The organism is Pseudomonas sp. IT-P4 (genome assembly GCF_949767755.1).
Classification (GTDB): Bacteria; Pseudomonadota; Gammaproteobacteria; order Pseudomonadales; family Pseudomonadaceae; genus Aquipseudomonas; species Aquipseudomonas monachiensis.
Window position 1 is genome coordinate 274,958 of the sequence record NZ_CATKPX010000023.1, and the last position, 23,420, is coordinate 298,377.

The 23,420-nt window shown below is 61.3% G+C and carries 25 protein-coding genes; 15 read left to right on the forward strand and 10 right to left on the reverse strand.

The annotated features are described in order from the left end of the window. Nucleotides 1-2 precede the first annotated feature (2 nt). Genes ACM6IT_RS07805 through lptM form a run of 4 tightly spaced genes read right to left on the reverse strand, consistent with a single transcriptional unit; the run spans nucleotide 3 to nucleotide 3,013 of the window. Nucleotides 3-728, reverse strand: a complete 726-nt coding sequence (locus tag ACM6IT_RS07805) for a DUF484 family protein (protein ID WP_414913531.1) — start codon at nucleotides 726-728, stop codon at nucleotides 3-5. Between the two features lie 13 nt (nucleotides 729-741). After that, on the reverse strand, nucleotides 742-1,572 hold the full coding sequence (dapF, locus tag ACM6IT_RS07810; protein ID WP_056726357.1) for a diaminopimelate epimerase: 831 nt from the start codon (nucleotides 1,570-1,572) through the stop codon (nucleotides 742-744). Nucleotides 1,573-1,576: 4 nt separating this feature from the next. Further along, nucleotides 1,577-2,824 (reverse strand): diaminopimelate decarboxylase, encoded by a 1,248-nt coding sequence (gene lysA, locus ACM6IT_RS07815; protein ID WP_414913530.1) that lies wholly within the window; start codon nucleotides 2,822-2,824, stop codon nucleotides 1,577-1,579. Nucleotides 2,825-2,836: 12 nt separating this feature from the next. After that, the gene (gene lptM / locus ACM6IT_RS07820; protein ID WP_007980804.1) at nucleotides 2,837-3,013 is read right to left on the reverse strand and encodes an LPS translocon maturation chaperone LptM; all 177 of its coding nucleotides are present in this window, start codon (nucleotides 3,011-3,013) and stop codon (nucleotides 2,837-2,839) included. 211 nt (nucleotides 3,014-3,224) lie between these two features. On the opposite strand from lptM, the gene cyaY reads away from it, so the two are divergent. From cyaY to rnk, 3 genes are all read left to right on the forward strand, one after another. Further along, entirely contained in the window at nucleotides 3,225-3,557 is a 333-nt protein-coding gene (gene cyaY / locus ACM6IT_RS07825; RefSeq protein ID WP_008050853.1) for an iron donor protein CyaY, read from the forward strand. A 4-nt stretch (nucleotides 3,558-3,561) separates the two neighbouring features. Then, the gene (locus tag ACM6IT_RS07830) at nucleotides 3,562-3,783 is read left to right on the forward strand and encodes a DUF1289 domain-containing protein (RefSeq protein WP_056726673.1); all 222 of its coding nucleotides are present in this window, start codon (nucleotides 3,562-3,564) and stop codon (nucleotides 3,781-3,783) included. Nucleotides 3,784-4,010: 227 nt separating this feature from the next. Further along, complete coding sequence (gene rnk, locus ACM6IT_RS07835; RefSeq protein WP_008050852.1) at nucleotides 4,011-4,421, forward strand: nucleoside diphosphate kinase regulator; 411 nt, start codon at nucleotides 4,011-4,013, stop codon at nucleotides 4,419-4,421. Nucleotides 4,422-4,427: 6 nt separating this feature from the next. On the opposite strand, the gene ACM6IT_RS07840 is transcribed toward rnk, so the two are convergent. From ACM6IT_RS07840 to ACM6IT_RS07850, 3 genes are all read right to left on the reverse strand, one after another. Beyond that, nucleotides 4,428-7,271 carry a class I adenylate cyclase gene (locus tag ACM6IT_RS07840; protein ID WP_414917779.1) on the reverse strand — a complete coding sequence of 948 codons (2,844 nt, stop codon included), beginning with the start codon at nucleotides 7,269-7,271 and terminating at the stop codon, nucleotides 4,428-4,430. A gap of 194 nt (nucleotides 7,272-7,465) precedes the next feature. After that, entirely contained in the window at nucleotides 7,466-7,711 is a 246-nt protein-coding gene (locus ACM6IT_RS07845) for a TIGR02647 family protein (protein ID WP_007980796.1), read from the reverse strand. A gap of 332 nt (nucleotides 7,712-8,043) precedes the next feature. Then, a complete protein-coding gene (locus tag ACM6IT_RS07850; protein WP_046039010.1) occupies nucleotides 8,044-8,328 on the reverse strand; it encodes a hypothetical protein in 285 nt (94 codons plus the stop codon). Between the two features lie 124 nt (nucleotides 8,329-8,452). On the opposite strand from ACM6IT_RS07850, the gene ACM6IT_RS07855 reads away from it, so the two are divergent. Then, nucleotides 8,453-9,112, forward strand: coding sequence for a glutathione S-transferase (locus tag ACM6IT_RS07855; protein ID WP_056726361.1), 660 nt, complete (start codon nucleotides 8,453-8,455; stop codon nucleotides 9,110-9,112). A gap of 124 nt (nucleotides 9,113-9,236) precedes the next feature. Here ACM6IT_RS07855 and argH read toward each other — a convergent pair whose 3' ends face one another. Continuing rightward, nucleotides 9,237-10,631: an argininosuccinate lyase gene (gene argH / locus ACM6IT_RS07860; RefSeq protein ID WP_008001478.1), complete on the reverse strand. Its 1,395-nt coding sequence runs from the start codon at nucleotides 10,629-10,631 to the stop codon at nucleotides 9,237-9,239. A 461-nt stretch (nucleotides 10,632-11,092) separates the two neighbouring features. On the opposite strand from argH, the gene ACM6IT_RS07865 reads away from it, so the two are divergent. The 7 genes from ACM6IT_RS07865 to rsd all read left to right on the forward strand — a co-directional run bounded on the left by ACM6IT_RS07865 (nucleotide 11,093) and on the right by rsd (nucleotide 17,549). Beyond that, nucleotides 11,093-11,839 carry a LytR/AlgR family response regulator transcription factor gene (locus ACM6IT_RS07865; protein WP_008048635.1) on the forward strand — a complete coding sequence of 249 codons (747 nt, stop codon included), beginning with the start codon at nucleotides 11,093-11,095 and terminating at the stop codon, nucleotides 11,837-11,839. Between the two features lie 138 nt (nucleotides 11,840-11,977). Next, complete coding sequence (hemC, locus tag ACM6IT_RS07870) at nucleotides 11,978-12,919, forward strand: hydroxymethylbilane synthase (RefSeq protein ID WP_409078186.1); 942 nt, start codon at nucleotides 11,978-11,980, stop codon at nucleotides 12,917-12,919. Next, the gene (locus tag ACM6IT_RS07875; RefSeq protein WP_414917780.1) at nucleotides 12,916-13,683 is read left to right on the forward strand and encodes a uroporphyrinogen-III synthase; all 768 of its coding nucleotides are present in this window, start codon (nucleotides 12,916-12,918) and stop codon (nucleotides 13,681-13,683) included. The genes hemC and ACM6IT_RS07875 overlap by 4 nt, the downstream gene beginning before the upstream one ends. Nucleotides 13,684-13,699: 16 nt before the next feature. Continuing rightward, the gene (locus ACM6IT_RS07880) at nucleotides 13,700-14,863 is read left to right on the forward strand and encodes a uroporphyrinogen-III C-methyltransferase (RefSeq protein ID WP_056726364.1); all 1,164 of its coding nucleotides are present in this window, start codon (nucleotides 13,700-13,702) and stop codon (nucleotides 14,861-14,863) included. Then, the gene (locus ACM6IT_RS07885; protein WP_056726365.1) at nucleotides 14,860-16,098 is read left to right on the forward strand and encodes a heme biosynthesis protein HemY; all 1,239 of its coding nucleotides are present in this window, start codon (nucleotides 14,860-14,862) and stop codon (nucleotides 16,096-16,098) included. Before ACM6IT_RS07880 ends, ACM6IT_RS07885 begins: the two co-directional genes overlap by 4 nt. 263 nt (nucleotides 16,099-16,361) lie before the next feature. Next, nucleotides 16,362-16,913, forward strand: coding sequence for a disulfide bond formation protein B (locus ACM6IT_RS07890; RefSeq protein ID WP_409078185.1), 552 nt, complete (start codon nucleotides 16,362-16,364; stop codon nucleotides 16,911-16,913). A gap of 177 nt (nucleotides 16,914-17,090) precedes the next feature. Beyond that, nucleotides 17,091-17,549, forward strand: a complete 459-nt coding sequence (gene rsd / locus ACM6IT_RS07895) for a sigma D regulator (protein WP_223455405.1) — start codon at nucleotides 17,091-17,093, stop codon at nucleotides 17,547-17,549. A gap of 61 nt (nucleotides 17,550-17,610) precedes the next feature. Here rsd and ACM6IT_RS07900 read toward each other — a convergent pair whose 3' ends face one another. Then, nucleotides 17,611-18,276, reverse strand: a complete 666-nt coding sequence (locus ACM6IT_RS07900; RefSeq protein WP_414917781.1) for an FKBP-type peptidyl-prolyl cis-trans isomerase — start codon at nucleotides 18,274-18,276, stop codon at nucleotides 17,611-17,613. A 192-nt stretch (nucleotides 18,277-18,468) separates the two neighbouring features. Between ACM6IT_RS07900 and ACM6IT_RS07905 the strand changes: the two genes are divergently transcribed. Next, nucleotides 18,469-19,635 (forward strand): AlgP family protein, encoded by a 1,167-nt coding sequence (locus tag ACM6IT_RS07905; protein WP_414917782.1) that lies wholly within the window; start codon nucleotides 18,469-18,471, stop codon nucleotides 19,633-19,635. On the opposite strand, the gene ACM6IT_RS07910 is transcribed toward ACM6IT_RS07905, so the two are convergent. Then, the gene (locus ACM6IT_RS07910; RefSeq protein WP_056726371.1) at nucleotides 19,632-20,096 is read right to left on the reverse strand and encodes a TIGR02444 family protein; all 465 of its coding nucleotides are present in this window, start codon (nucleotides 20,094-20,096) and stop codon (nucleotides 19,632-19,634) included. The genes ACM6IT_RS07905 and ACM6IT_RS07910 overlap by 4 nt on opposite strands. A 50-nt stretch (nucleotides 20,097-20,146) precedes the next feature. On the opposite strand from ACM6IT_RS07910, the gene ACM6IT_RS07915 reads away from it, so the two are divergent. The 3 genes from ACM6IT_RS07915 to rhtB all read left to right on the forward strand — a co-directional run bounded on the left by ACM6IT_RS07915 (nucleotide 20,147) and on the right by rhtB (nucleotide 23,402). Next, nucleotides 20,147-22,057 carry an ATP-binding cassette domain-containing protein gene (locus ACM6IT_RS07915; protein WP_414917783.1) on the forward strand — a complete coding sequence of 637 codons (1,911 nt, stop codon included), beginning with the start codon at nucleotides 20,147-20,149 and terminating at the stop codon, nucleotides 22,055-22,057. Next, on the forward strand, nucleotides 22,057-22,638 hold the full coding sequence (locus tag ACM6IT_RS07920; protein WP_056726373.1) for a mechanosensitive ion channel family protein: 582 nt from the start codon (nucleotides 22,057-22,059) through the stop codon (nucleotides 22,636-22,638). Before ACM6IT_RS07915 ends, ACM6IT_RS07920 begins: the two co-directional genes overlap by 1 nt. Before the next feature lie 131 nt (nucleotides 22,639-22,769). After that, complete coding sequence (rhtB, locus tag ACM6IT_RS07925) at nucleotides 22,770-23,402, forward strand: homoserine/homoserine lactone efflux protein (protein ID WP_056726374.1); 633 nt, start codon at nucleotides 22,770-22,772, stop codon at nucleotides 23,400-23,402. The last annotated feature ends 18 nt before the right edge of the window (nucleotides 23,403-23,420 follow it).

The window sequence follows — 23,420 nt, forward strand, 5'->3', positions numbered from 1 at the left end:
GTTCAGCGTACCGAGCGCAGGGAGTTGTTGACCCGTGGCAGCACGCGACCCATGACTTCAGCGATGTAGCTCAGGAACAAAGTGCCCACCGAGCTTTTGTAGTGTTGCGGATCACGGCTGGCGATGGCCAGGATGCCGTGGATGCCTTGATGGCTGATGGCAACGACCGCGGTGGAGCCGATCTGCTTGCGCTGTTCTTCGCCGAACAGGAAGTCCAGCTCATGCTCGCGCAGGCTGCCACTGACACTTTTGTCTTCCGAGAGCAAACCGCCGATGGCCACCTGGGCTTCCGCGTGAGTGACCCAGCGGCCCACCGGCATGGCGTTGTCGCCGAGCAGGATGAGGCTGACGAAGGGCACCTGGAATTCCTGGCGCAGGCTGTCTTCGACGCACATCACCACATCTTCCAGGCTGGCGGCGTCCATCAGCGCCAGGATCAGGCGACGGGTCTTTTCGAACAATCGGTCGTTGTCCCGGGCCACGTCCATCAAATGCGACAGGCGATGACGCAGTTCAATGTTGCGGTCGCGCAGGATGGTCATCTGACGCTCCACCAGCGACACGGTATCACCGCGACGATGGGGAATACGCAGGGACGGGAGCAGCTCTTCGTGCTCGACGAAGAAGTCCGGATGAGCCTCCAGGTAAGCGGCAATAGCCGCCGCCTCCAGGCTTTCGGCCGGTGATTCGTCAGCTTGTCGCGCGGGTACCTGAGGCTTGTCGGTCATAGGTTTCGCTCACTCAAAGACGCACTTGTCCTTCATATACGCGCACTGCCGGGCCGGTCATCATCACCGGTTGGCCAGGGCCTGCCCACTCTATGGACAAGCGCCCGCCAGGCAGGTCGATCAATAGCGGCGAATCCATCCACCCCTGGCTGATCGCGGCCACTGCGGCGGCGCAGGCGCCGGTTCCGCAAGCCTGGGTTTCCCCGGCTCCACGCTCCCAGACTCGCAACTGCGCGCGGCTCCGGTCGATGACCTGGAGAAAACCGACATTGACCCGTGCCGGGAAGCGCGGGTGATGTTCGATTTTCGGCCCCAGTTCATGCACCGGCGCGTTGTTGATATCGCTGACCCGCAGCACGGCATGGGGGTTGCCCATGGACACAGCAGCCAGATCGACCGGGGTGCCGTCGACGTCGACCTGATAACTCGTGGCCTGCTCCGGTGCCTGGAACGGAATATCCGCCGGCACCAGGCGCGGGGCGCCCATGTTGACGCTGATCTGGCCATCGTTACGCACGTCGAGCTCGATGACGCCGCTTTTGGTCTCGACGCGAATCAGCCGCTTTGCGGTCAGGCGCTTGTCGAGCACGAAGCGGGCGAAACAGCGCGCACCGTTGCCGCATTGTTCCACTTCGGAACCGTCGGAGTTGAAGATCCGATAGCGGAAATCCACGTCCGGGTTGCTCGGCGCCTCGACGATCAGCAATTGGTCGAAACCGATGCCGGTGTGCCGGTCGCCCCATTGCTTGGCATGCTTGGGCAGGATGTGCGCGTGCTGGCTGACCAGGTCGAGGACCATGAAATCATTGCCCAGGCCGTGCATCTTGGTAAAACGCAGCAGCATGGTTTTACTCCGGCAGCAGGCTTTCGCCAGCAAACAACTCGGCTACCGTTTCACGGCGACGCACTTCAAATGCCTGATCACCGTCCACCAACACTTCTGCGGTACGGCCGCGGGTGTTGTAGTTGGAGCTCATGACAAACCCGTAGGCACCGGCCGAATGCACGGCCAGCAGGTCACCTTCTTCCAGCGCCAGCTGACGGTCCTTGGCCAGGAAGTCGCCGGTCTCGCAGATCGGGCCGACGATGTCGTAGGCGCGGGCAGCGGAGGTGCGCGGGCGCACGGCAGTGACGTCCATCCAGGCCTGGTACAGCGCCGGGCGGATCAGGTCGTTCATGGCCGCGTCGACGATGGCGAAGTCTTTGTGCTCGGTGTGCTTGAGGTATTCGACCTGGGTCAGCAATACACCGGCGTTGGCGACGATGAAGCGGCCCGGTTCGAACACCAGCGCCAAGTCACGGCCGTCGAGGCGCTCGCGCACGGCCTTGATGTAGTCGGCAGCCAGTGGCGGCTCCTCGTCCTTGTATCGCACGCCCAGGCCACCACCGAGATCGATGTGGCGCAGGTAGATGCCGCAATCGCCAAGGCGGTCGACCAGGCCCAGCAGGCGGTCGAGAGCGTCGATGAACGGTGGCAGGGTGGTCAGTTGCGAGCCGATGTGGCAATCGACGCCGACCACTTCCAGGTTCGGCAGCTGCGCGGCACGCACGTACACATCTTCGGCGTCGGCGATGGCGATGCCGAACTTGTTCTCTTTGAGTCCGGTGGAGATGTACGGGTGGGTACCGGCATCGACGTCCGGGTTCACGCGCAGCGAAACCGGCGCGCGAACGCCCAGTTCGGCGGCGACCACTTGCAGGCGTTCCAGCTCGTCGGTGGATTCGACGTTGAAGCAGTGCACGCCGACTTCCAGGGCGCGACGCATGTCGTCACGGGTCTTGCCGACACCGGAGAACACGATCTTGTCGGCGCTGCCGCCAGCGGCCAGTACACGTTCCAGTTCGCCACGGGAGACGATGTCGAAACCGGCGCCCAGGCGCGCCAGGACATTCAGTACGCCTAGGTTGGAGTTGGCCTTTACAGCAAAGCACACCAGGTGCGGCATGCCGGCCAGTGCATCGGCGTAAGCCAGGTATTGGGCTTCGATGTGCGCGCGCGAGTAAACGTAGGTCGGTGTACCAAAGCGTTCGGCGATGGCAGACAGGGCAACACCTTCCGCGAACAGTTCACCGTCACGGTAGTTAAAAGCGTCCATGAGGTTCCCTTATTATTGGTAGACGTCGTGCTTGTGTGCTTTGGAGGCAGGCTGCTGCTGCGACGACTTGGCTTGCTCGACAGGGTCCTGGTCTTCATCGGGCAGGTACAGCGGGCCTTTTTGACCGCAGGCCGACACAAGGCAGGCAACCGCGAGGAGCGCAGCAAGGGAAGAGATCAGGCGCTTCATGGCGAAATCCTTGAAAATGCATTAATTGCGCCGGAGTATACCGGCCACCCGGCAGCTTGCCTATGCAACGGACCGCCCGTCCGGCGGGGCTTGGCCGCAAGCACATCGAACCCACGGGTAGGGCAACTGGTCGTTATCCTTTGCAATCGACGGGGCTCGGTCGTATCTTGCGGCGCTTGAGCCTGATCAGACACTTTTTGAGGTTGCCGTAATGAGTTTGTCCGAAGCGCGTTTCCATGATCTTGTCGATGCCACCCAGCAAACCCTGGAGGACATCTTTGACGAGAGCGACCTGGATATCGACCTCGAAAGCTCGGCCGGTGTGCTGACCGTCAAGTTCGAGAACGGCAGCCAGTTGATCTTCAGTCGCCAGGAGCCGCTGCGTCAGCTGTGGCTGGCGGCGGTTTCCGGTGGTTTTCACTTCGACTATGACGAAGAAAGCGAGCGCTGGATGTGCGACAAGAGCGAAGAGCAGTTGGGTGAAATGCTTGAGCGTATCGTCCAGCAGCAGGCCGGTGTCGAGCTCGATTTCGAAGGCCTGTGAGATCGTGACCCAGCCTGCGCCTGTTCGTGCTCCCAAGCCGCTCTACAGTAACGTCAGTCCGGCGGTGCCATCGCCCTGCAGCGGTGTGTGCCGGCTGGACGAGCAGAAAGTCTGCCTGGGCTGCTTCCGTCACGTCGAAGACATCCGCGAATGGCGTTCGGCCGATGACGAACGTCGGCGGGTGATTTGCGTGCAGGCCTCGAATCGCAAGGCTGGCGCTCTGTAGGAGCTGCCGAAGGCTGCGATCTTTTGGCAGCGCTGAAGATTGCCGAAGAACAAGATCAAGAGATCGCAGCCTGCGGCAGCTCCTACGCCGCCGTGTGGCGGCTTGTATATTTTTTGAGCTGTGATAGTGTCCAGAAACGCCTCAACCCATCGAGGCTGATGAAAACCCCGCCTTTTTCTGGCGGGGTTTTGCTTTTTTCGTGCAGAAGAAAGGAGTCTGCCCAGATCATGACCGCACCTTCCATCACCCTTACCCGTCTGGACGTACAGCGTCTGGAGCGTCTGATCGACAGCCTGGACGACACGCTGCCGGGCGTTATTGCGCTGCAAACCGAACTGGATCGCGCCGATACCCTGGTCGGCCACGATGAAGTGCCGGCGGATGTCGTGACCATGAATTCCCGAGTGCATTGCCGCGAAGAAGGCAGTGGCAAGGACTACCACCTGACCCTGGTGTACCCCAAGGATGCAAATGCCGACGAAGGCAAGGTCTCGATCCTGGCGCCCGTGGGCAGCGCGTTGCTGGGCCTGAAGGTTGGCCAGCACATCGATTGGCCGGCTCCGGGCGGCAAGACCCTGAAGCTGACGTTGCTGGAAGTCGAATCGCAGCCGGCCAATGGCGGCGCGTTCCCGGAGTGAGACCCCTCAGGCCTGATCGAGCGCCTCGTTCAACGCGTGCTCCAGGTCTGCCTTGTAGCGCAGGTACAGATGGGTGGAACTCTGCCCTTCGCCCAGCAGGCCTGACAGGTCGAGATCGGTGATGTAGCAGCGGTAGCGTTCGGTTTCCCGGCGCTGCCCGACGATTTCCCGGGCGACCACGCGGAACAACTGGTCGCCATGTTCCAGCTCGGAAAACTCCCGTTGATTGCAATACAACGTCACCTGCACCTGACCCGGTGCGGCTTTGCCGACGATCGCCTGCACGTCGTAGAACGGCTTGTTCACCGGCGTCTGCGGTGCCGGCCGGGCTTCGATGCGGCGCGCCCGGCCAGGGCCTGACGGCAGCAGCTGGCAATACAGGGTGTCGAGGTTCAAGGGGTGGGCCGCGTCCATCGGCAACAGGGCATCGCGACGGTACTGGATCGATTGCAGGAAACGCTGCAGCGGCACCAGCAGGCTTTGCTCATCGTGCCAGGGCAGGCGTTGCTGCCACAGGGCGTTGAACTCATCGAGCACGTACAGATCAGCCTGATCTTCATTGACCCGGTAGAACACTTGAATGCAGTCCGGCTGGCCCGTTGGCAGGAACAGCGCGAGGTCGTGGTCTTCCAGTGCCTTCGGATCGAGGTGCAACGGACTGTAGCTAGCCATTTCCTTGCCCAGGTAATCGATCAGTGCCGGCAGAGTGGCCAGTGCTATGTGCTGGACCTGGCCTGGCACCAACTCCAGCACGTGGTAGTGCTGCTGGACCTGGATCAGGTAGCGATGATTGAGCCGGCTCAGCAGCAGGTTCTGCGCGGTATCGAGGATTTCCTCGACCCGTTGGGCAATGAACTGCGCGCGGTTATGGCAGAAGCAGCGCACCCTCAGCTTCGGCTGTTGTGATCCGGTTGGCAGGTTGTTGAGGTAGTCGCGGATGCAGTCGAGCAGGGCGTGGGGACCGTCGTAGCGACCGACCAGGACTTCGTTCCAGCTATTGAGCGTGACCTGGTCCAGGGTCAGCACCAGATTTTCCCGGACACCGGCGTAGCTCAGGGAGTCGGTGCGTTCGGTGGTCATGAGGATGTTCAGGTCGCGATGGTGCTTGAGCGGATCGATGCCGACATTCACCAGGATCAGCACTTCACTCGGTACGCTTGCGCGCAACAGAGGTTCCTCGGCGACGGTGGGCAAGGGCAGGGCGATGGTCTGTTGCAGGCTGCCAAGCAGATTGAACAGTTCGAATTCACTCAAGTCGCTGGTGCCGGGGTGCAAGGCCAGGCGGGTGCTGCTGTCGATCACGCCATTGCGGTGGCACCAGGTCAGCAGTTCGAGCAGGTGACGGCTGCGTTTGATCGGCGCGAAATGTTCCCACTCCAGTGCCGTCAGGCTGCCGTTGTACAAGCCCCACTGGCTTTGCCCCGGTTCTTTCTTGTTCGGTGCGTGCACCAGCGTCAGGGTGTCTTCAGCCAGATCCGGGGCGATGCCAGGGTTGATGAATTCGACTTTGCCGGCCTTGCGCTCGAAAGCGGCATACAGGCGACGGCCGAGGACGCTCAGGTCGCGTTTGTTGATACGGCTGACCGTTTGTTCGTGACGGGCAAACTGGGTGAGGAAGCGGTAGCTGTAGTTCAGCTCGTTGACCAGTGCCCGCCGCTCGGAGCCGACCTGGCGGACTTTCCACTGGCTGCGGCTGTCGAGCAGGGTGAGTTGGCGCTGGTCCCAGTGCCATTCATGGGCCAGGCGCTCGAGCAAAGAGCGCTGCCAGCTCTGGGTGCGGCTGTTGCCGGTGAGTTTGCGATTGACCTTCAGGTACAACGCGCGACGCACCAGTTCCAGGCGTTCCGGTTCGTTGCGGGCAATCAGGTATTCCTCGATGCGCCGGTACACCACGACGTATGGATCCAGCTCGTCGAGGTCGAGCCGGTTGGCGAACACCGCCTGCTTGAAGCGCAGGCTCAGGCAATGGACCCTGGGGTGTTCACTGGCATAAACCTCAGTCAGCAGCAGCTTGAGAACCGACTTGTAGGGCGACTCGATGCCCTTGAACAGCTGCCAGAGCCCGGCACCGATAAATTCGCCGGGAGGGATGTAGGCCAGGTTGCCGAGGTCGAGGGTTTCATCGGCACGGATGAAGCGTTTGGAGATCAAGGCATGGGTGTAGCGGTCGTAGCTCGACTCTTCGTAGACCGGCACCAGCCACCAGATCGGTGTGCGCCCGGCGAGCCAGATCGCGGTGCGGTAAAACTCGTCCAGCAACAGGTAGTGCTGGGTAGTGCCGCAATCCTCCGAGCTCAGTTGGGTATCACGCTCACCGCGGACGAAACGGCTCGGATCGATCAAGAAAAAATGCGCTTCGGCGCCCTGGCTGGCGGCCCAGGCTTCCAGCAACTGGCATTTCTTGCGCAGCTCGACGAGTTCGTTTTCGCTCAGGTCCGGCCCATGGCAGACCCACACATCCATGTCGCTCTGGTCAGCCTGCGCCAGGGTGCCGAGGCTGCCCATCAGGAACAGACCATGAATTGGTCTTGGCGGGTTGCTGCCGTGGCGCGGCTTATAGGAAAACGAGCGGGTCAGGCGCTGGGCTTCAGCGAGGACATTGGCATCCGGTTCGAAATTCGACAGCCCGGCCGGCGTACCGCCCGAAACATAGCCGGGCAACAGCGGATGATTAACGTGGAAAAACAGCGGCAGCAAGGTCAGGACCCCTTGCTGGCGGGTCGACAACCCTTCCATGGCGCGAGCCATGCGTCCTTCGTTGAGTTTCAGAAAGCGTGCGCGCAGCTGGCTGAGAACCTTGCGATCGATTCCCTCGTCCAGATCAGGGCGGATTTCGTGGGTGCGCGTCATGTCAGCTCAAACCGGCTCGCAGGGCTCGGACGTGGGGCTCTTCGGATGTGGGGCAGTTTAGCGCCTTGGGGCGAGGACTTTTAAGCTGATTTTGTTTTTCTGGCGTCAGATTTCTAACGATTGGGGGCAGGCATCAGGGGAATGTGCCCGCGGAAATCCCTGGGTCGGGGTCTCCGTGGGCGATGCGGCAGAATTCAGGCTGTTACTTCGGCGTTAAGAATGGTCAGCACGGATTGCACATTTTGCGCGGCGTCACGACCCAGGCTGGTCAGGTAACCGCCGTCAGGTTGGTCGGTCAGTTCTTTTTCAAAGAGGCGTTTGGCGGCGGCAATGTGTTTCGGGGCAGCGGTCTGATGAATTTTCAGACCTTCCTGGGAACTGTCCAGGTTGAAGAGTGCGAGGACTTCCAGTTCGGCAACCAACTCAGGGGTAAGCGACATAAGGACTCCAGACTTTCTAGGAATTGGACGACAGCGCCCCTAAGGTGATCCCACTTGCGCGGCATGTCCAGTGCTCGCGACAGGGTTTTTTGCCTCGGGTAGCCTTCCCCCGGCGGATGGTGGGGCAGCGGGGTGTTTCCAGTGTAGTCAGGTGTCGGGAGACGGCAGGCAGGATTGGCAACAAAATGTGTGTAGCTTGCTTTCCTGTGGCGAGGGAGCTTGTCGGATCGCCGCACCGTCCCGCTCGGCTGCGAAGCAGTCGCAAAGCTTTTGGGGCCGCTTCGCGACCCAGCGGAAGCAAGCTCCCTCGCCACAAGAATCGATTTCGATGCTTACTGCTTTTCCGGCGGCAACTCAGGCAAGGCGCGCAGGGCAGCTTCGTACCATTCGGTGTTGAACGCGCGGTCTTCTTCGAGGATCGCGTCGATTTCTACCGCCAAAACGTGAGCCATCAGGTTGAGAATTTCTTCGCGTTCGTAACCCACCAGTGTCAGCTTGTTGAACGTCGCCTTGGCAGCCGGCGGGTTGTCGCTTTCGATCTGGTTTTCGATGGCCTGGATCAGGGTGCTTTCGGCGAACTCTTCTTCGTCGTTGTCGATATCGGTTGGCTCGCTCATGGCAGGCTCCTAAGGGAAAGGCGGCCAGTTTACCCGCATTCAGCGGCGTGATGCTGCTGGCAAGAATCCCGGCAGCGTTCTATAAACAGGCACTGCCCACCCCGCACGGCCTGGAGGCTATGTGATGTTTAAACTTTATGGATTTTGTGTCAGCAACTACTACAACATGGTCAAACTGGCGTTGCTGGAAAAAGGCCTGCCATTCGAGGAGGTCATGTTCGTCCCGACCCAGACCCCGGAGTCATTGGCGATCAGCCCGCGGGGCAAGGTCCCGGTGCTGGGTGTCGAGCAGGGCTACATCAACGAAACCAGCGTGATTCTCGAGTACATCGAACAAGCCCAAAAGGGCAAGCCACTGCTGCCGAATGAGCCGTTCGAGCGCGCGCAGGTGCTGGCGTTAGCCAAGGAAATCGAGCTGTACATCGAACTGCCGGCGCGTGCCTGCTTCCCGGAAGCATTTTTTGGCATGACGGTGTCGGAGGCGATCAAGGAAAAGAGCAAGGCTGAGTTGCTACTGGGGTTTGCCTCCCTTGCCAGGCACGGCAAATTCGCCCCTTATGTGGCTGGAGAAAGCTTGAGCATTGCCGATCTGTACTTCCAGTACAGCGTGTCATTGGCCAGTGCGGTCGGGCAGAAGGTGTTCGGGATTGATCTGCTGGCAGAAATGCCGGCGGCCAGGGCGTTGCTGGAACGTCTGGGACAGAACCCCAACGTTCAGCGAATTGCGGCGGACCGGGAGGCGGCGATGCCAGCGTTCATGGCGATGATCGCTGCCAAGAAGTAGTTCTGTGGGGTTTTGAAGTCAGGCATCGTCGGAACGCCGCCCGGAGCCGGCTCGCTCCCACAGGATTGGATGTGCGAACACTATCCAGTATGGGGGCGAGCCTGCTCGCGAAGTTTTTGGCGATTTAGCGGCTGGCGAGCAGCGCCTGACCACGAGCCACGGCAGCCTTCACCTGCGCCGGCGCGGTGCCGCCGATGTGGTTACGGGCATTGACCGAGCCTTCCAGGGTCAGCACGGCGAACACGTCCTGATCGATCTGGTCGCTGAACTTGCGCAGTTCTTCCAGGCTCATTTCCGCCAGGTCCTTGCCGCTGTCCACGCCGTACTTCACGGCATGGCCAACGATTTCGTGGCAATCACGGAATGGCAGGCCGCGACGCACCAGGTAGTCGGCCAGGTCGGTGGCGGTGGAGAAACCGCGCAGGGCTGCTTCGCGCATCATCGCGTGCTTTGGCTTGATCGCCGGCACCATGTCGGCAAAGGCCCGCAGCGAGTCGCGCAGGGTGTCGGCGGCGTCGAACAGCGGTTCCTTGTCTTCCTGGTTGTCCTTGTTGTAGGCCAGGGGCTGGCCTTTCATCAGGGTCAGCAGGCCCATCAGTGCGCCGAACACGCGACCGGTCTTGCCACGCACGAGCTCCGGCACGTCCGGGTTTTTCTTTTGCGGCATGATCGAGCTGCCGGTGCAGAAACGGTCGGGCAAATCGATAAACTGGAACTGCGCGCTGGTCCACAGCACCAGCTCTTCGGAGAAGCGCGACAGGTGCATCATCGCGATACTGGCCGCCGAGCAGAATTCGATGGCGAAATCACGATCGGAGACGTTGTCCAGCGAATTGCCGCCAACCGCGTCGAAACCCAGGAGTTGGGCGGTGTATTCACGATCGATCGGATAGGTGGTGCCGGCCAGCGCCGCGCTGCCCAATGGCATGCGGTTGGTGCGTTTGCGGCAGTCGACCAGGCGTTCATAGTCGCGGCTGAGCATTTCGAACCAGGCCAGCATGTGATGCCCGAACGTCACCGGCTGTGCGGTCTGCAGGTGGGTGAACCCCGGCATGATGCTGGCGGCTTCGCGCTCGGCCTGCTCCAGCAGGCCTTTTTGCAGGCGGGTGATTTCGGCCAGGATCAGGTCGATCTCGTCACGCAGCCACAGACGGATGTCGGTGGCGACCTGATCGTTACGGCTGCGGCCGGTGTGCAACTTTTTACCGGTCACGCCGATGCGGTCGGTCAGGCGTGCCTCGATGTTCATGTGAACGTCTTCGAGGTCGATGCGCCAGTCGAACTGACCGGCCTCGATTTCACCCTGGATGGTGTTCAGGCCATCGATGATGCTGTCGCGCTCGGCATCGGTCAGCACGCCGACCTTGGCCAGCATGGTGGCGTGGGCGATCGAGCCCATGATGTCGTGGCGATACAGGCGCTGGTCGAAGGTGACGGAGGCGGTGAAGCGGGCGACGAAGGCGTCGACGGGTTCACTGAAGCGGCCGCCCCAGGACTGATTGGTCTTGTCAGTGCTCATGAATTCGCTCGTATCGGCTTGAAGTAAGAAGGCGTGGAACGCTGGCGCGGATAATAACAGGGTTGCCAATCCTGTCGCTGACACTGGTCGATACGTTTTTTTGGGGGGCGAGAGCCCGGGCCCGGGCAATATCCGCGTATTTTTGCAGAACGATATTTTCCAATTGAGCAATATCGTCCCGGCAACCGTCTACAGTTGGACAGTAGGATCAGCGCACTTCTCGGTGCAGCCGCTGGCTATAAGAAGAGTGGGGTGTTCATATTGCGTATCAGCAAACCCTGTGGCGATGCATCGCCAACGCGGGCCTGGGCCGCCAATCGCCCGGCAGATGAAAATTTAGCCGCCGGACCAACGGCACTTTTTGGCGCTCGCGCTAGTCTTAGCGTGGATCGCGGTGACGGATGTCACTTCACCTGTCTACGCTATCCTTGTGCGAGACTCACGCAGGAATCCAGCGCAATATGAATGTCCTGATCGTTGATGACGAACCCTTGGCCCGAGAGCGCCTGAGCCGCATGGTTGGCGAACTCGAGGGATACAGTGTCCTGGAGCCTAGTGCCACGAATGGCGAAGAGGCGTTGGCACTGATCGACAGCCACAAGCCGGATATCGTGCTGCTCGATATCCGCATGCCCGGCCTGGATGGCCTGCAAGTGGCTGCTCGGTTATGCGAACGCGAAACTCCGCCCGCCGTGGTGTTCTGCGCCGGGCCCGATGAATTTGCCGTGGAAGCCTTACAGGCCAGCGCCGTAGGCTATCTGGTGAAACCTGTGAGAACTGAACAATTACATGACGCATTAAAGAGAGCCGAGCGCCCCAATCGTGCCCAGCTCGCCGCCCTGACCCGCCCTGCCGCCGAAAGCGGCAACGGCCCGCGCAGCCATATCAGCGCCCGAACCCGTAAGGGGATCGAGCTGATTCCGCTGGATCAGGTGGTGTATTTCATTGCCGACCACAAATACGTGACCTTGCGCCACGAAAGCGGCGAAGTGCTGCTCGATGAGCCGCTCAAGGCCCTCGAAGATGAATTCGGTGACCGTTTCGTGCGTATCCATCGCAATGCACTGGTCGCCCGTGAGCGTATCGAGCGATTGCAACGCACACCCTTGGGACATTTTCAGCTATTCCTGAAAGGCCTCAACGGTGATGCGCTGATCGTCAGCCGTCGTCATGTGGCTGGGGTACGCAAAATGATGCAACAGCTTTAAACAGCTGTTCGCAGGCCAATTTTACACCCGATTGCCGGACATCCGGGGCCAGGGAGGCCGAGTAGTATCTGATACAAGTCAAAGTGGATTTGGCTGAGCTGTTATTATCCGCCGTATCTATTCAGTACGGATTGATCCATGTCCTCTCGCCAGATCCGCATCGCCACCCGCAAAAGCGCTCTCGCCCTTTGGCAGGCCGAATACGTCAAAGCCCGTCTTGAAGCGGCTCATCCGGGCCTGCTGGTGACCCTCGTCCCCATGGTCAGCCGTGGTGACAAGCTGCTTGACTCACCGCTGTCGAAAATCGGCGGCAAAGGCCTGTTCGTCAAGGAGCTCGAAACCGCGCTGCTGGAAAATGAAGCCGACATCGCCGTGCACTCGATGAAGGACGTGCCGATGGACTTCCCCGAAGGCCTCGGCCTGTTCTGCATCTGCGAGCGGGAAGACCCGCGCGATGCCTTCGTTTCCAACACCTACACCCGTCTGGATGAGTTGCCCCAAGGCAGCATCGTCGGCACCTCCAGCTTGCGTCGCCAGGCTCAATTGCTGACCCGCCGCCCGGACCTGGAAATCCGTTTCCTGCGCGGCAACGTCAACACTCGCCTGGCCAAGCTCGATGCCGGCGAATACGACGCCATCATCCTCGCCGCCGCCGGCCTGATCCGCCTGGGATTCGAAGATCGCATCAGCTCGGCCATCAGCGTCGACGACAGCCTTCCGGCCGGTGGCCAGGGCGCGGTGGGTATCGAATGCCGCAGCGGCGACAGTGAAATCCATGCGTTGTTGACACCCCTGCATCACCAGGATACCGCCACTCGCGTGACCGCTGAACGAGCCCTCAACAAGCACCTCAATGGTGGCTGCCAGGTGCCGATCGCCTGCTACGCCGTGCTGGAGGGCGAGCAAGTCTGGTTGCGCGGGCTGGTGGGCGATCCGGCCGGTGGCCTGCTGCTCAGCGCACAGGCCCGGGCTCCTCGCGACGATGCCGAGGCGCTGGGTGTGCGAGTCGCCGAAGACCTGCTCAGCCAGGGTGCCGGCGCCATCCTCAAGGCGGTCTATGGCGAGGCTGGTCACGAGTGATCGGCTGGCGCTTGCTGCTGACGCGTCCCGCCGAAGAAGCGGCGGCGCTGAGCAGCCTTTTGGCCGAGCAGGGGATATTCAGTAACAGCCTGCCGCTTTTGGACATCATGCCCATTGCGACCAATGACACAATGCGCCAGGTGATTCAGGCGCTGGATCAGTTCTGCGCCGTCATCGTGGTCAGCAAGCCGGCAGCCCGGATCGGCGTCGAACTGCTCGAGCGGTATTGGCCAACACCGCCCGGTGTGAAGTGGTTCAGCGTCGGCGCGGCGACTGCGCGGATCCTCGAGGATCACGGGCTGGACGTGAGCTTCCCGGCAGAAGGCGATGACAGTGAAGCCTTGCTCGAACTTTCCCGTCTGCGCGAGGCTATCGCACAACCCGATGCGCGAGTGCTGATCCTGCGCGGGGAGGGCGGGCGCGAGTTGCTGGCTGAGCGTTTGCGTGAGCTTGGTGCTAGTGTCGAGTATCTGGAGTTGTACCGCCGGGGGGTGCCGATTTATCCGCCGACACTGCTGCCGCAACGGATCCAGGCGGAACGCCTGAACGGGTTGGTGGTCAGCAGTGGACAAGGTTTTGAGCACCTGCACCAATTGGCCGGCGATGCCTGGCCGCAGTTGGCGCGGTTGCCGTTGTTTGTACCGAGCCCCAGGGTTGCCGAGATGGCGCGTGCCGCCGGGGCCAAAACAGTTGTGGATTGTCGCGGCGCCAGTGCCGCGGCCTTGCTGACGGCGTTGCGGGAGCATCCCGTACCCGTTTTCTGATGCAAAGGATGGATACGTGAGCGAAACAGCCTTGCCTAAAGATGACTCGCGACCGGTGCTTGATGCACCTGTTGATGCTCCTGTTGATGAAGTGTCGCCGCCGCCACCTGCTGCCGAGCAGCGTCGAGGCAATGGTCTGGCCATCATCGCGCTGCTGTTGGGCGCAGCCGGTGTAGCCGTGGGCGGTTGGGGTGTCTGGCAGGTGCGTCACCTGCAGGCCAATAATCAGCAGCAACTGAGCCAGGTGCAGGCGCTGAATGACCAGGCGCAAAGCCTCAAGCTCAACGAAGAGCGCCTGAGCGCACGCCTGGCGCAATTGCCTCCCGCCGATGAGCTGGAAGCACGCAGTCGCCTGGTGATTCAGCTGCAAGGTGATCAGCAGCGGTTGAACCAACGGCTGGAAACCGTTCTCGGCGCCAGCCGCAAGGACTGGCGTCTGGCCGAGGCCGAGCACCTGCTACGTCTGGCCAGCCTGCGACTGTCCGCGTTGCAGGACATCAGCAGTGCCCAGGCACTGGTTCAGGGTGCCGACGAGATACTGCGCGAGCAAAACGACCCGGGCTCCTTTGCCGCTCGCGAGCAGGTGGCCAAGACCCTGATCGCCTTGCGCAGCACCGAACAACCGGATCGCACCGGGCTGTTCCTGCGTCTTGGCGCGCTGCGTGATCAAGTGGCCAGCCTCACCGAGCTGGCACCGGAGTACAAGGACCGAGGTGATTCGTTACTGGGCCTGACTGCCGATGGCGACGGTGCCAGTCGCTGGGCGCAATGGTGGGATCAGATTTCGCGCTACATCCGCATCGATTTCAATGCTGACAAAAACGTTCGCCCACTGTTGGCCGGCCAGAGCCTGAGTCAGGTACGCCTGGCCCTGAGCCTGGCGCTGGAGCAGGCGCAGTGGGCCGCACTCAATGGCCAGGCGGCGGTTTACTCCCAGGTGCTGGACGAGGCGCGGGACATCCTCAAGGGCAACTTCAACCCGGACAACGCGCAAAGCAAAGTCATGCTTGAGCAGGTCGCCGAGTTGAGCAAGCAACCTGTCACCGTCGTCACTCCGGACATGACCGGCACCCTGAGCGCGGTGCAGGGGTATCTGGAGCGGCGCAACGTCAACGCTGAAGATTCGGTCAAGCCACTGGCCAGGCCTGCCGCGAACGCCGCGCCGGAGGCCACGCCATGAGACGCCTCTATGTGATCGTGTTCTTCGTGATCGCTGCTACCGCTGCGCTCGGGTTGGCGATTGCCGAACACTCCGGCTATGTGCTGATTGCCTACAAGACCTTCCGTTACGAGTCGAGCCTGTGGGCTACCTTGGCGCTGGTGGCTGTGCTCTGGCTGGTGATCTGGGGCATCAAGTCGCTGGTCGAACTGGTGATGGCTTCCAGTGGCGTGGTCAATCCGTGGTCGCGGCGCAACCGCAGCCGTCGGGTGCAGGTGGCGATCGAACACGGTCAGCTGGACCTGGCCGAGGGACGCTGGGCCAACGCGCAACGGCACTTGTATCGGGCTGCCGAAGCCGAGCGCCAGCCGCTGCTTTACTACCTCGGCGCTGCCCGTGCCGCGAACGAACTGGGTAATTACGAAGAAAGCGACAACTTGCTGGAGCGCGCCCTGGAGCGTCAGCCTCAGGCCGAGTTGGCGATTGCCTTGAGCCACGCCCAGTTGCAGACCGACCGCGGTGATACCGAAGGCGCCCTCGCCACCCTGCAAGCCATGCGTGAACGCCATCCTCATAACGCACAGACCCTGCGTCAGTTGCAGCGCCTGCTTGCGCAGCGTGGTGACTGGTCGGCAGTGATTCGCCTGTTGCCGGAACTGCGCAAGGACAAAATCCTGCCGGCTGCCGAACTCGCCGAGCTGGAGCGTCGGGCCTGGGGGGCGAACCTGTCCCTGGCGGCGCAACGGGAAGCAGACGGAACTGTGGGGAAGCAATCGCTGGAACGTGCCTGGCAGCAACTGACTTCGGCACAGCGTCAGGAGCCGCAACTGGTGCTCGCGTATGCCGAACAGCTGCGGCAACTGGGGGCTCAGGTCGAGGCCGAAGAAGTGCTGCGCACTGCGCTCAAGCGCAGCTACGACAGTCATCTGGCACGACTCTACGGACTGGTTCGCGGCAATGATCCGGTCCGCCAGTTGCAGGCCGCCGAAGGCTGGCTCAAGGACCATCCGGCTGATCCGGGCCTGCTGCTGACTCTGGGGCGTCTATGCCTGCAAAACAGTTTGTGGGGCAAGGCCCGGGACTATCTGGAAAGCAGCCTGCGTGTACAACGCAATCCGGAAGCCTGTGCCGAGCTGGCACGCTTGCTGGCGCAAATGGGCGATGCCGAGCGTAGCAACCAGCTGTTTCAGGAAGGCCTGGGGTTGTTGGATGAGCGCTTGCTCGCGGCCCCTCTGCCAGCGCCGGTCCGCGCTTGAGCCATTCGTTGGCGCCGGGCTCCGGCGCCTGAGCGATGACCTGTGGCGAGGGAGCAATCGCCCTCGCCGCAGTACGATGATCAGTTGAAATTCAGTCGCCAAATTTCGTCGCAGGAAAAGTCCTACAGCGGGCTACATTTTATCCTCTCGCCTGCGTCGGGATTTCCCTACTCCTGTGCTGAAGTCTCTGTGGGCACTTGCCTTGAAAGGCTGTCGCGCTTTCCTCTACCGTAATGGTCTGTCACTACTTTTACGGAAAAGCCATGTCTTTGGCCTGCTCACGCTCCTTGTTTTTCATGGCTTTCATTGCGGGTGCCCTGGCGATGGGCGTTTCCTACTACCTGGAATATGCAGTCGGCCTGCGACCTTGTGGCTTGTGTCTTGTGCAGCGGTTTTGCCTGGCGCTCCTTACCGGCGTCTGCCTGATGGCTTCGGTCCATGGCCCCGGTCGCATCGGAAACGTTCTGTATTGGTTGCTCAGTCTTTGTTGCAGCCTGGCCGGCACTGTCACGGCATGGCGACAAGTCCTGCTGCAAACCCTGCCGGCGGAACAGGTCGCAGTGTGCTCGACGCATCTGGCGGACCTGTTGTCCAACTCGCCGTGGCTATCGGTCGTACAGCAAATGTTCAAGGGCGCTGCCGATTGTGTGGAAATTTCCTGGACGCTGTTCGATCTGAGTCTCACTGAGTGGAGCCTGCTGTTCTTCGTCGCGATGATGATTCTGGCCATTTACCAGTCGCTGCGACTGGTCTGGAGCGGCTATCAGCGACCACTCAGCGGCGAGTCGTCGCACCGGGCCTTTGCGGGCGATTAAACACTTGTATGAACTTTATCGCCTGCGTACCTTGAAGCCAGTGTCGCGCGGGCATAATCTGGCCCGCACGTGTCATTGGAATTATGTTGCTCGATGACGCTCTGCCTGACCGCCCACCGATGTTACAAGAGGCGAGCGGGCATAGAGCAGCTGACCCACAAGGGAAGAGAGATCACCATGCTCGAAAGTTGTCAGAATGCTCAGGAACGCTGGGGCGGAGTGCACCTGCTGATTGATCGCTGGTTGCAGGAACGACACGAACTGATCGGGGCCTATGACGCTCTCGGCGCAAAGCCTGAGGCGCTGGGTGAGAACCGCAAGCCCTTGCAGGAATTCTGCGGCGTGCTTGTCGATTATGTATCGGCCGGGCATTTCGAGATCTACGAGCAGCTGACGGGGGAGGCCAAGGCCTTCAACGACCAGCGTGGCCTGGAGCTCGCCGAGACGATCTATCCGCGTATCGACGTCATCACCGAAAAGCTGCTCGCCTTCAATGACCTGTGTGATGCAGGAAAGTGTGTTGCCGAAGAGTTCAAGACACTCGGCGGACTGTTGCATGAGCGCTTTGAACTGGAAGACTGCCTGATCGAAGTGCTGCATACCGCCCACAAGGAAACTGATTCGGTTCAGGCCTGAAACACTTCCCTGCAAGATCCCGAAACGGCGTGCCAAGGCACGCCGTTTTCTGTTTGCGTTGTCAGCTGGTGGCTCCGCGCAATTCAACTTCGAACACCAGTGGAGTGAACGGAGCAATCACGTCGCCGGCACCGTCGGCGCCATAGGCTTGAGCCGATGGAATCACCAGTCGCCATTTCGCCCCAACCGGCATGTTCTGCAGCGCGCTGCGCCATCCGGCGATCACGCTGTCGAGACTGAACCATTGTGGCTGACTGCTCTGATCGAACACCGTACCGTCGGGCAAGCGACCGATGTACAGCACCTGCACCTTGCCGTTCGGTCCGGGCTTGGCGCCAGTGCCTGGCGTCAACTCGGTCAGCAACACGCCATCGGCCAGTTCGCGCACGCCGGGTCTGGCTTTTTCCGTGGCGAGAAATCGCTGTTCTTTTTCCAGTGCCATTTCGCTTTGCGGCTCGTCTGACTGCATGGCGATCCGGGCTTCATGCTCGTTCAGTATCTGCTGGATCTGCTCGTCCTTCAGCGCTAGCCGCTTGCCCTGATAGGCCTGCTGCAATCCTTCGACCAGTGCCTGGAGCTGCAGGTCGGGAGCCTCCTGGCGCAAGCGTTCGCCAAGGCTTGCGCCCAGGCTGTAAGCGAGATCGTGGGCTTCATTTTCCTGCGTTTTTTCGGCGGCCTGGGCCACCGAAAAAAACACACACAGCGATAAAAAAAGGTAGCGCGACATGAGCTCTCTCCGACCTGAATTGCGGGCGATTATGCCAGCGAGAATATGCGCAACGGTGAACTGCTTTTGCGCCGAGGCAGAAGTTTTTCAAACCTTTGCAACACAGCGCTTTCGATAGTGTCAACATGCCCTAGCGGCGGTTGCTGCAGAGGTCTAGTATGAGCCGCACTCACTTCAGCCAGGAGGTAAACCATGTCGGCCACCAAGAAGCCAGTAAACACTCCGTTGCACTTGCTCCAACAACTCTCGAGCAGCCTGCTCGAGCATCTGGAAACCGCTTGTTCCGAAGCCTTGGCTGATGCTGAAAAGTTGCTCGCCAAACTGGAAAAGCAGCGCGGAAAAGCGCAAGAAAAACTGCACAAGTCCCGTACTAAATTGCAGGACGCTGCGGCAGCCGGAAAAGCCAAGGCGCAAGCCAAGGCCAAGGGCGCAGTGGCCGATCTTGAGGAACTGCTCGATGCCCTCAAGGATCGTCAATCGGAAACCCGCGGCTACATTCTGCAACTCAAGCGCGATGCTCAGGAAAGCCTGAAACTGGCCCAGGGCGTCGGTCGTGTACAAGAGGCTGTCGGCAAGGTGTTGTCCCTGCGTGCGGCCAAGCCTGCTGCGGCACCTGCGAAGAAAGCCGCTGCCAAACCGGCTGCTGCAAAAGCACCGGCCAAGCCTGCTGCTGCAAAACCTGCAGCTGCCAAGCCAGTCGCTAAAACTGCCGCGGCCAAACCGGCTGCGAGAAAACCGGCTGCTGCCAGCGCTGCAAAACCTGCGGCTAAAACCACGGCTGCCAAACCAGCCGCCGCACGATCTGCCGCTGCAAGAACCGGTGCTGGCAAACCAGCCGTAGCTAAAACCGCCGCTGCAAAACCAGCAGCTAAACCAGCAGCTAAACCGGCTGCAAAACCAGTAGCCAAAGCAGCTGCAAAACCGGCCGCTAAACCAGCTGCCCGGACCGCTGCGGCGAAACCTGCTGCCAAGCCGGCGGCCAAACCCGTCGCTGCAAAACCAGCAGCCAAGCCCGCTGCCAAACCTGCTGTAAAAGCGGCTGCCAAACCTGCTGTAAAAGCGGCTGCCAAACCAGCCGCCAAACCAGCTGCAGCGAAACCAGCAGTCGCCGCCAAGCCGGCCGCTGCCAAGCCAGTTGCCGCCAAACCTGCTGCGGCAAAACCCGCTGCAAAACCAGCGGCCAAACCTGCAGTGAAAAAGCCGGTTGCCGCCAAGCCAGCCACCGCACCGGTTGCCAAGCCAGCCAACCCGGCTCCGGCAGCAACGTCTGCTTTAGCAGCAGCCACCTCGACAGCCACGCCAGCGCCAACGCCGGCCGCCGCATCGATCGCAGCAACCACCCCAACCAGCGCTTCCTAAGTGCCGGTTACCGCGACGCGCAGCTGATGCAGCGCGTCGCGGTGCAGGTGGGCGGCACCCGCCGCCGCACCTTCCAGCCAGGCCGATAGATCGGTCTCGGCATCTTGCGGCCAACTCTGCGCTGCTCTCTCGAGCCGCAACAACAGATGCCGCTCGGCTTCCAGCTCCAGTGCCTTCACTTGTTCACGCAGGTTGTGCAAATCGGCGTCTGCCGTGGCAGCGGCCTTCCAGTGTGTGCGCAAGGCGCGTAACGGCCGCACGACATCGGCGTCCCAAGGAACGGCCACACTTCGCAGTTGTTGCAAGCGCTGCTCATCGCAGGCCACGCCTCGCTGTCCCAACCAGGCAGCACACAGCAACAGACACACGTTGATACCCGCCGACTGCAATTGCAGGCATGCCTGCTCAATACCCGGTCGAGCGTAAGTGTTCAGGGAAAAGCTCCACAGGTCAGAGGACATAGTGCTACTCGCGCCAGTTGCGAGCGAAGCTGGTAGACTCCGCCGCCATTATGATTCGACTTCAGAACCTGACTTTACAGCGTGGCCCGCAACGTCTGCTAGAAGACGCCGAGCTGACCCTGCACGCCGGCCAGAAAGCCGGCCTCATCGGTGCCAACGGCGCCGGCAAATCGAGCCTGTTCGCCTTGCTTCGGGGCGAACTGCACCCGGACTCGGGTGATTGCTTCCTGCCGGCCGACTGGCGTATCGCCCACATGCGCCAGGAGGTCGACCCCCTCGAGCGCCTGGCGGTCGACTACGTGCTCGATGGCGACCTGCGCCTGCGCCAGGTGCAACGCGACCTGGCGGCAGCCGAAGCGGCCCATGACGGTGCCGCACAGGCCCGCCTGCACTCGGAGCTCGACAGCGCCGACGGTTACACCGCCGACGCCCGGGCGCGCAAGTTGCTGGCCGGCCTCGGGTTCACCAACGAGCAGATGGATCGCCAGGTCGGGGATTTCTCCGGTGGCTGGCGGATGCGCCTGAACCTGGCGCAGGCCTTGATGTGCCCGTCGGACCTGCTGCTGCTCGACGAACCGACCAACCACCTCGACCTCGACGCCATCATCTGGCTCGAAGAGTGGCTCAAGAGTTATCCCGGCACCTTGATGCTGATTTCCCACGACCGGGATTTCCTCGATGCCGTGGTCGACCACATAGCCCACGTCGATCAGCGCAAGATCACCCTGTACCGCGGTGGCTACAGCGCCTTCGAGCGCGCCCGTGCCGAACGCCTGGCCCAGCAACAGCAGGCGTACGAGAAGCAGCAGGTGCAACGTGCGCACATGGAAAGCTACATCGCCCGCTTCAAGGCCCAGGCCACCAAGGCCCGTCAGGCCCAGAGCCGGATCAAGGCACTGGAGCGGATGGAAGAGCTGACCGCTGCCCATGTCGATTCGCCGTTCGACTTTGTCTTTCGTGAATCGCAGAAGATTTCCAGCCCGCTGATCGACCTGTCCGATGCCCGCTTGGGTTACGGCGACAAAGCCGTGCTGGAGAAGGTCAAGCTGCAACTGACCCCGGGTGCGCGAATCGGTCTGCTCGGCCCGAACGGTGCCGGTAAGTCGACCCTGATCAAGAACCTTGCCGGTGAGCTTTCGCCTCTGGCCGGCCGCTTGACCCGTGGCGAGAACACCGTGGTCGGTTACTTCGCCCAGCATCAACTCGATTCTCTGGACTCCAAGGCCAGCCCGTTGCTGCACCTGCAGCGCCTGGCACCAACCGAGCGCGAACAGACCCTGCGCGACTTCCTCGGTGGTTTCGACTTCCGTGGCGCGCGAATCGACGAGCCGGTACTGAATTTTTCCGGTGGCGAGAAAGCCCGCCTGGCGTTGGCCTTGATTGCCTGGGACCGACCGAACCTGTTGCTGCTCGACGAACCGACCAACCATCTGGACCTGGAAATGCGCCTGGCGTTGACCATGGCCCTGCAAGAGTTCAGTGGTGCGGTATTGGTGGTTTCTCACGATCGCCACTTGCTCAAAAGCACCACCGACAATTTCTATCTGGTGGCGGACGGCAAGGTCGAGGAGTTCGACGGCGACCTGGAGGACTACACCCGCTGGCTGGTGGAGTATCGCCAGCGCAACGCCCCGGTCAGCAACACGCCGGTCAACCCGGACAAGACCGACAAGAAAGCCCAGCGTCAGGCCGCTGCTGCGTTGCGTCAGCAACTGGCGCCGCACAAGCGCGAGGCTGACAAGCTCGAAGCCGAACTCGGCAAGCTCCACGAAAAGCTGGCGAAGATCGATGCCAGCCTCGGCGACAGTGACATCTACGAGCCGGCGCGCAAGAACGAATTGCGTGACCTGTTGGCCGAACAGGCCAGGCTGAAGGTGCGTGAGGCAGAGCTGGAAGAAGCGTGGATGGAAGCCCTGGAATTGCTGGAAAGCATGCAGGCGGAGCTGGAGGCACTGTCCTGATGGACGCCTTCAAGATGCCGCTACCGGCGGTGTGGGCCGAGCCGATCTGGCTTGGGGTGCAAATCCTGCTGATCCTTCTGGCCGGCTACATCGCCCAGCGTTTCGTCGCCAAATGCCTGACCCGTCTCGGTGAGCGCTATCCGTTTCCGCCGCAGTTGCTGATGCCGCTGCGCGGTGGTCTGCGCTGGCTGATCATGGGTAGTGCGCTGATTTTCGTCCTGGAGCGACTCGGTGTCTCGGCTACGGTGCTCTGGACCGCGTTGTCTGGTTTCGTCGCGGTCGCGGCGGTGGCGTTTTTCGCCATGTGGAGCGTGTTGTCGAACCTGCTGTGCGCGATCCTGATCTTCACCGTCGGCCCGTTTCGCATCGGTGACGTGGTCGAGTTGGTGGACACCACCGACAAGCCCGGCGTCAAAGGCCGGGTGGTGGCGATCAATCTTCTTTACACCACGCTGGTCGAGGCCGAAGAGCTCGGCACCGGCAGCGCGATGGTGCAGGTGCCCAACAGTTTGTTCTTCCAGCGTTCGGTACGGCGCTGGCGCGGGACGGATGTGTTTCCTTCCAGCGGGTTTGAGAAGTAAGGCTTCTGCTGCCTGATACACCGCGATCGCGAGCAAGTCGGCAGTCGCCATGTCCTACAAAAAATCGGTAGTCATTGGCCCAAAGCCGCATTAGCTTAGACGTCTGTCACGAATCTGAGTCGAGGTGTGCAATGGAGCTTCAAACATGGCTGGCGTTTTTTGCCGCCTGCTGGGTCATCAGCCTGTCTCCCGGTGCCGGCGCCATTGCGTCGATGTCCAGCGGCCTGCAATACGGTTTCTGGCGCGGCTACTGGAACGCCCTGGGCCTGCAACTGGGCCTGGCTTTGCAGATCGCCATCGTCGGTGCCGGTGTCGGCGCCATTCTCACGGCTTCGGCCACGGCCTTCTACGCCATCAAGTGGTTTGGCGTGGCGTATCTGGTTTACCTCGCGATCAAGCAATGGCGTGCGCTGCCCAGCGATATGAGCGATGACGCGGCCCTGCGCCAGATCGGCAAGCCGATGGCCCTGGTGTTCCGTGGGTTTCTGGTGAACATCAGCAACCCGAAGGCGCTGGTGTTCATGCTGGCGGTGCTGCCGCAGTTCATCGACCCCCATGCTCCGCTGCTGATTCAGTATCTGGTGATCGGCGTGACCATGGTTTGCGTCGACCTGATTGTCATGGCCGGCTACACCGGCCTGGCGTCTAAAGTGCTTCGTATGTTGCGAACGCCGAAACAGCAAAAACGCATGAACCGCACCTTTGCCGGGCTGTTCATCGGGGCGGCGGCGTTCATGGCGACGTTGCGCAGGGCTGCCGTTTAAAACGGCGACTTACAAGGA

Bases quoted from the DNA above. Each gene is read 5' to 3' on its own strand.
- ACM6IT_RS07805 (WP_414913531.1), bottom strand. From the start codon at position 728: ATGACCGACAAGCCTCAGGTACCCGCGCGACAAGCTGACGAATCACCG.
- dapF (WP_056726357.1), bottom strand. From the start codon at position 1,572: ATGCTGCTGCGTTTTACCAAGATGCACGGCCTGGGCAATGATTTCATG.
- lysA (WP_414913530.1), bottom strand. From the start codon at position 2,824: ATGGACGCTTTTAACTACCGTGACGGTGAACTGTTCGCGGAAGGTGTT.
- lptM (WP_007980804.1), bottom strand. From the start codon at position 3,013: ATGAAGCGCCTGATCTCTTCCCTTGCTGCGCTCCTCGCGGTTGCCTGC.
- cyaY (WP_008050853.1), top strand. From the start codon at position 3,225: ATGAGTTTGTCCGAAGCGCGTTTCCATGATCTTGTCGATGCCACCCAG.
- rnk (WP_008050852.1), top strand. From the start codon at position 4,011: ATGACCGCACCTTCCATCACCCTTACCCGTCTGGACGTACAGCGTCTG.
- ACM6IT_RS07840 (WP_414917779.1), bottom strand. From the start codon at position 7,271: ATGACGCGCACCCACGAAATCCGCCCTGATCTGGACGAGGGAATCGAT.
- ACM6IT_RS07845 (WP_007980796.1), bottom strand. From the start codon at position 7,711: ATGTCGCTTACCCCTGAGTTGGTTGCCGAACTGGAAGTCCTCGCACTC.
- ACM6IT_RS07850 (WP_046039010.1), bottom strand. From the start codon at position 8,328: ATGAGCGAGCCAACCGATATCGACAACGACGAAGAAGAGTTCGCCGAA.
- ACM6IT_RS07855 (WP_056726361.1), top strand. From the start codon at position 8,453: ATGTTTAAACTTTATGGATTTTGTGTCAGCAACTACTACAACATGGTC.
- argH (WP_008001478.1), bottom strand. From the start codon at position 10,631: ATGAGCACTGACAAGACCAATCAGTCCTGGGGCGGCCGCTTCAGTGAA.
- ACM6IT_RS07865 (WP_008048635.1), top strand. From the start codon at position 11,093: ATGAATGTCCTGATCGTTGATGACGAACCCTTGGCCCGAGAGCGCCTG.
- hemC (WP_409078186.1), top strand. From the start codon at position 11,978: ATGTCCTCTCGCCAGATCCGCATCGCCACCCGCAAAAGCGCTCTCGCC.
- ACM6IT_RS07885 (WP_056726365.1), top strand. From the start codon at position 14,860: ATGAGACGCCTCTATGTGATCGTGTTCTTCGTGATCGCTGCTACCGCT.
- ACM6IT_RS07890 (WP_409078185.1), top strand. From the start codon at position 16,362: ATGTCTTTGGCCTGCTCACGCTCCTTGTTTTTCATGGCTTTCATTGCG.
- rsd (WP_223455405.1), top strand. From the start codon at position 17,091: ATGCTCGAAAGTTGTCAGAATGCTCAGGAACGCTGGGGCGGAGTGCAC.
- ACM6IT_RS07900 (WP_414917781.1), bottom strand. From the start codon at position 18,276: ATGTCGCGCTACCTTTTTTTATCGCTGTGTGTGTTTTTTTCGGTGGCC.
- ACM6IT_RS07905 (WP_414917782.1), top strand. From the start codon at position 18,469: ATGTCGGCCACCAAGAAGCCAGTAAACACTCCGTTGCACTTGCTCCAA.
- ACM6IT_RS07910 (WP_056726371.1), bottom strand. From the start codon at position 20,096: ATGTCCTCTGACCTGTGGAGCTTTTCCCTGAACACTTACGCTCGACCG.
- ACM6IT_RS07915 (WP_414917783.1), top strand. From the start codon at position 20,147: ATGATTCGACTTCAGAACCTGACTTTACAGCGTGGCCCGCAACGTCTG.
- ACM6IT_RS07920 (WP_056726373.1), top strand. From the start codon at position 22,057: ATGGACGCCTTCAAGATGCCGCTACCGGCGGTGTGGGCCGAGCCGATC.
- rhtB (WP_056726374.1), top strand. From the start codon at position 22,770: ATGGAGCTTCAAACATGGCTGGCGTTTTTTGCCGCCTGCTGGGTCATC.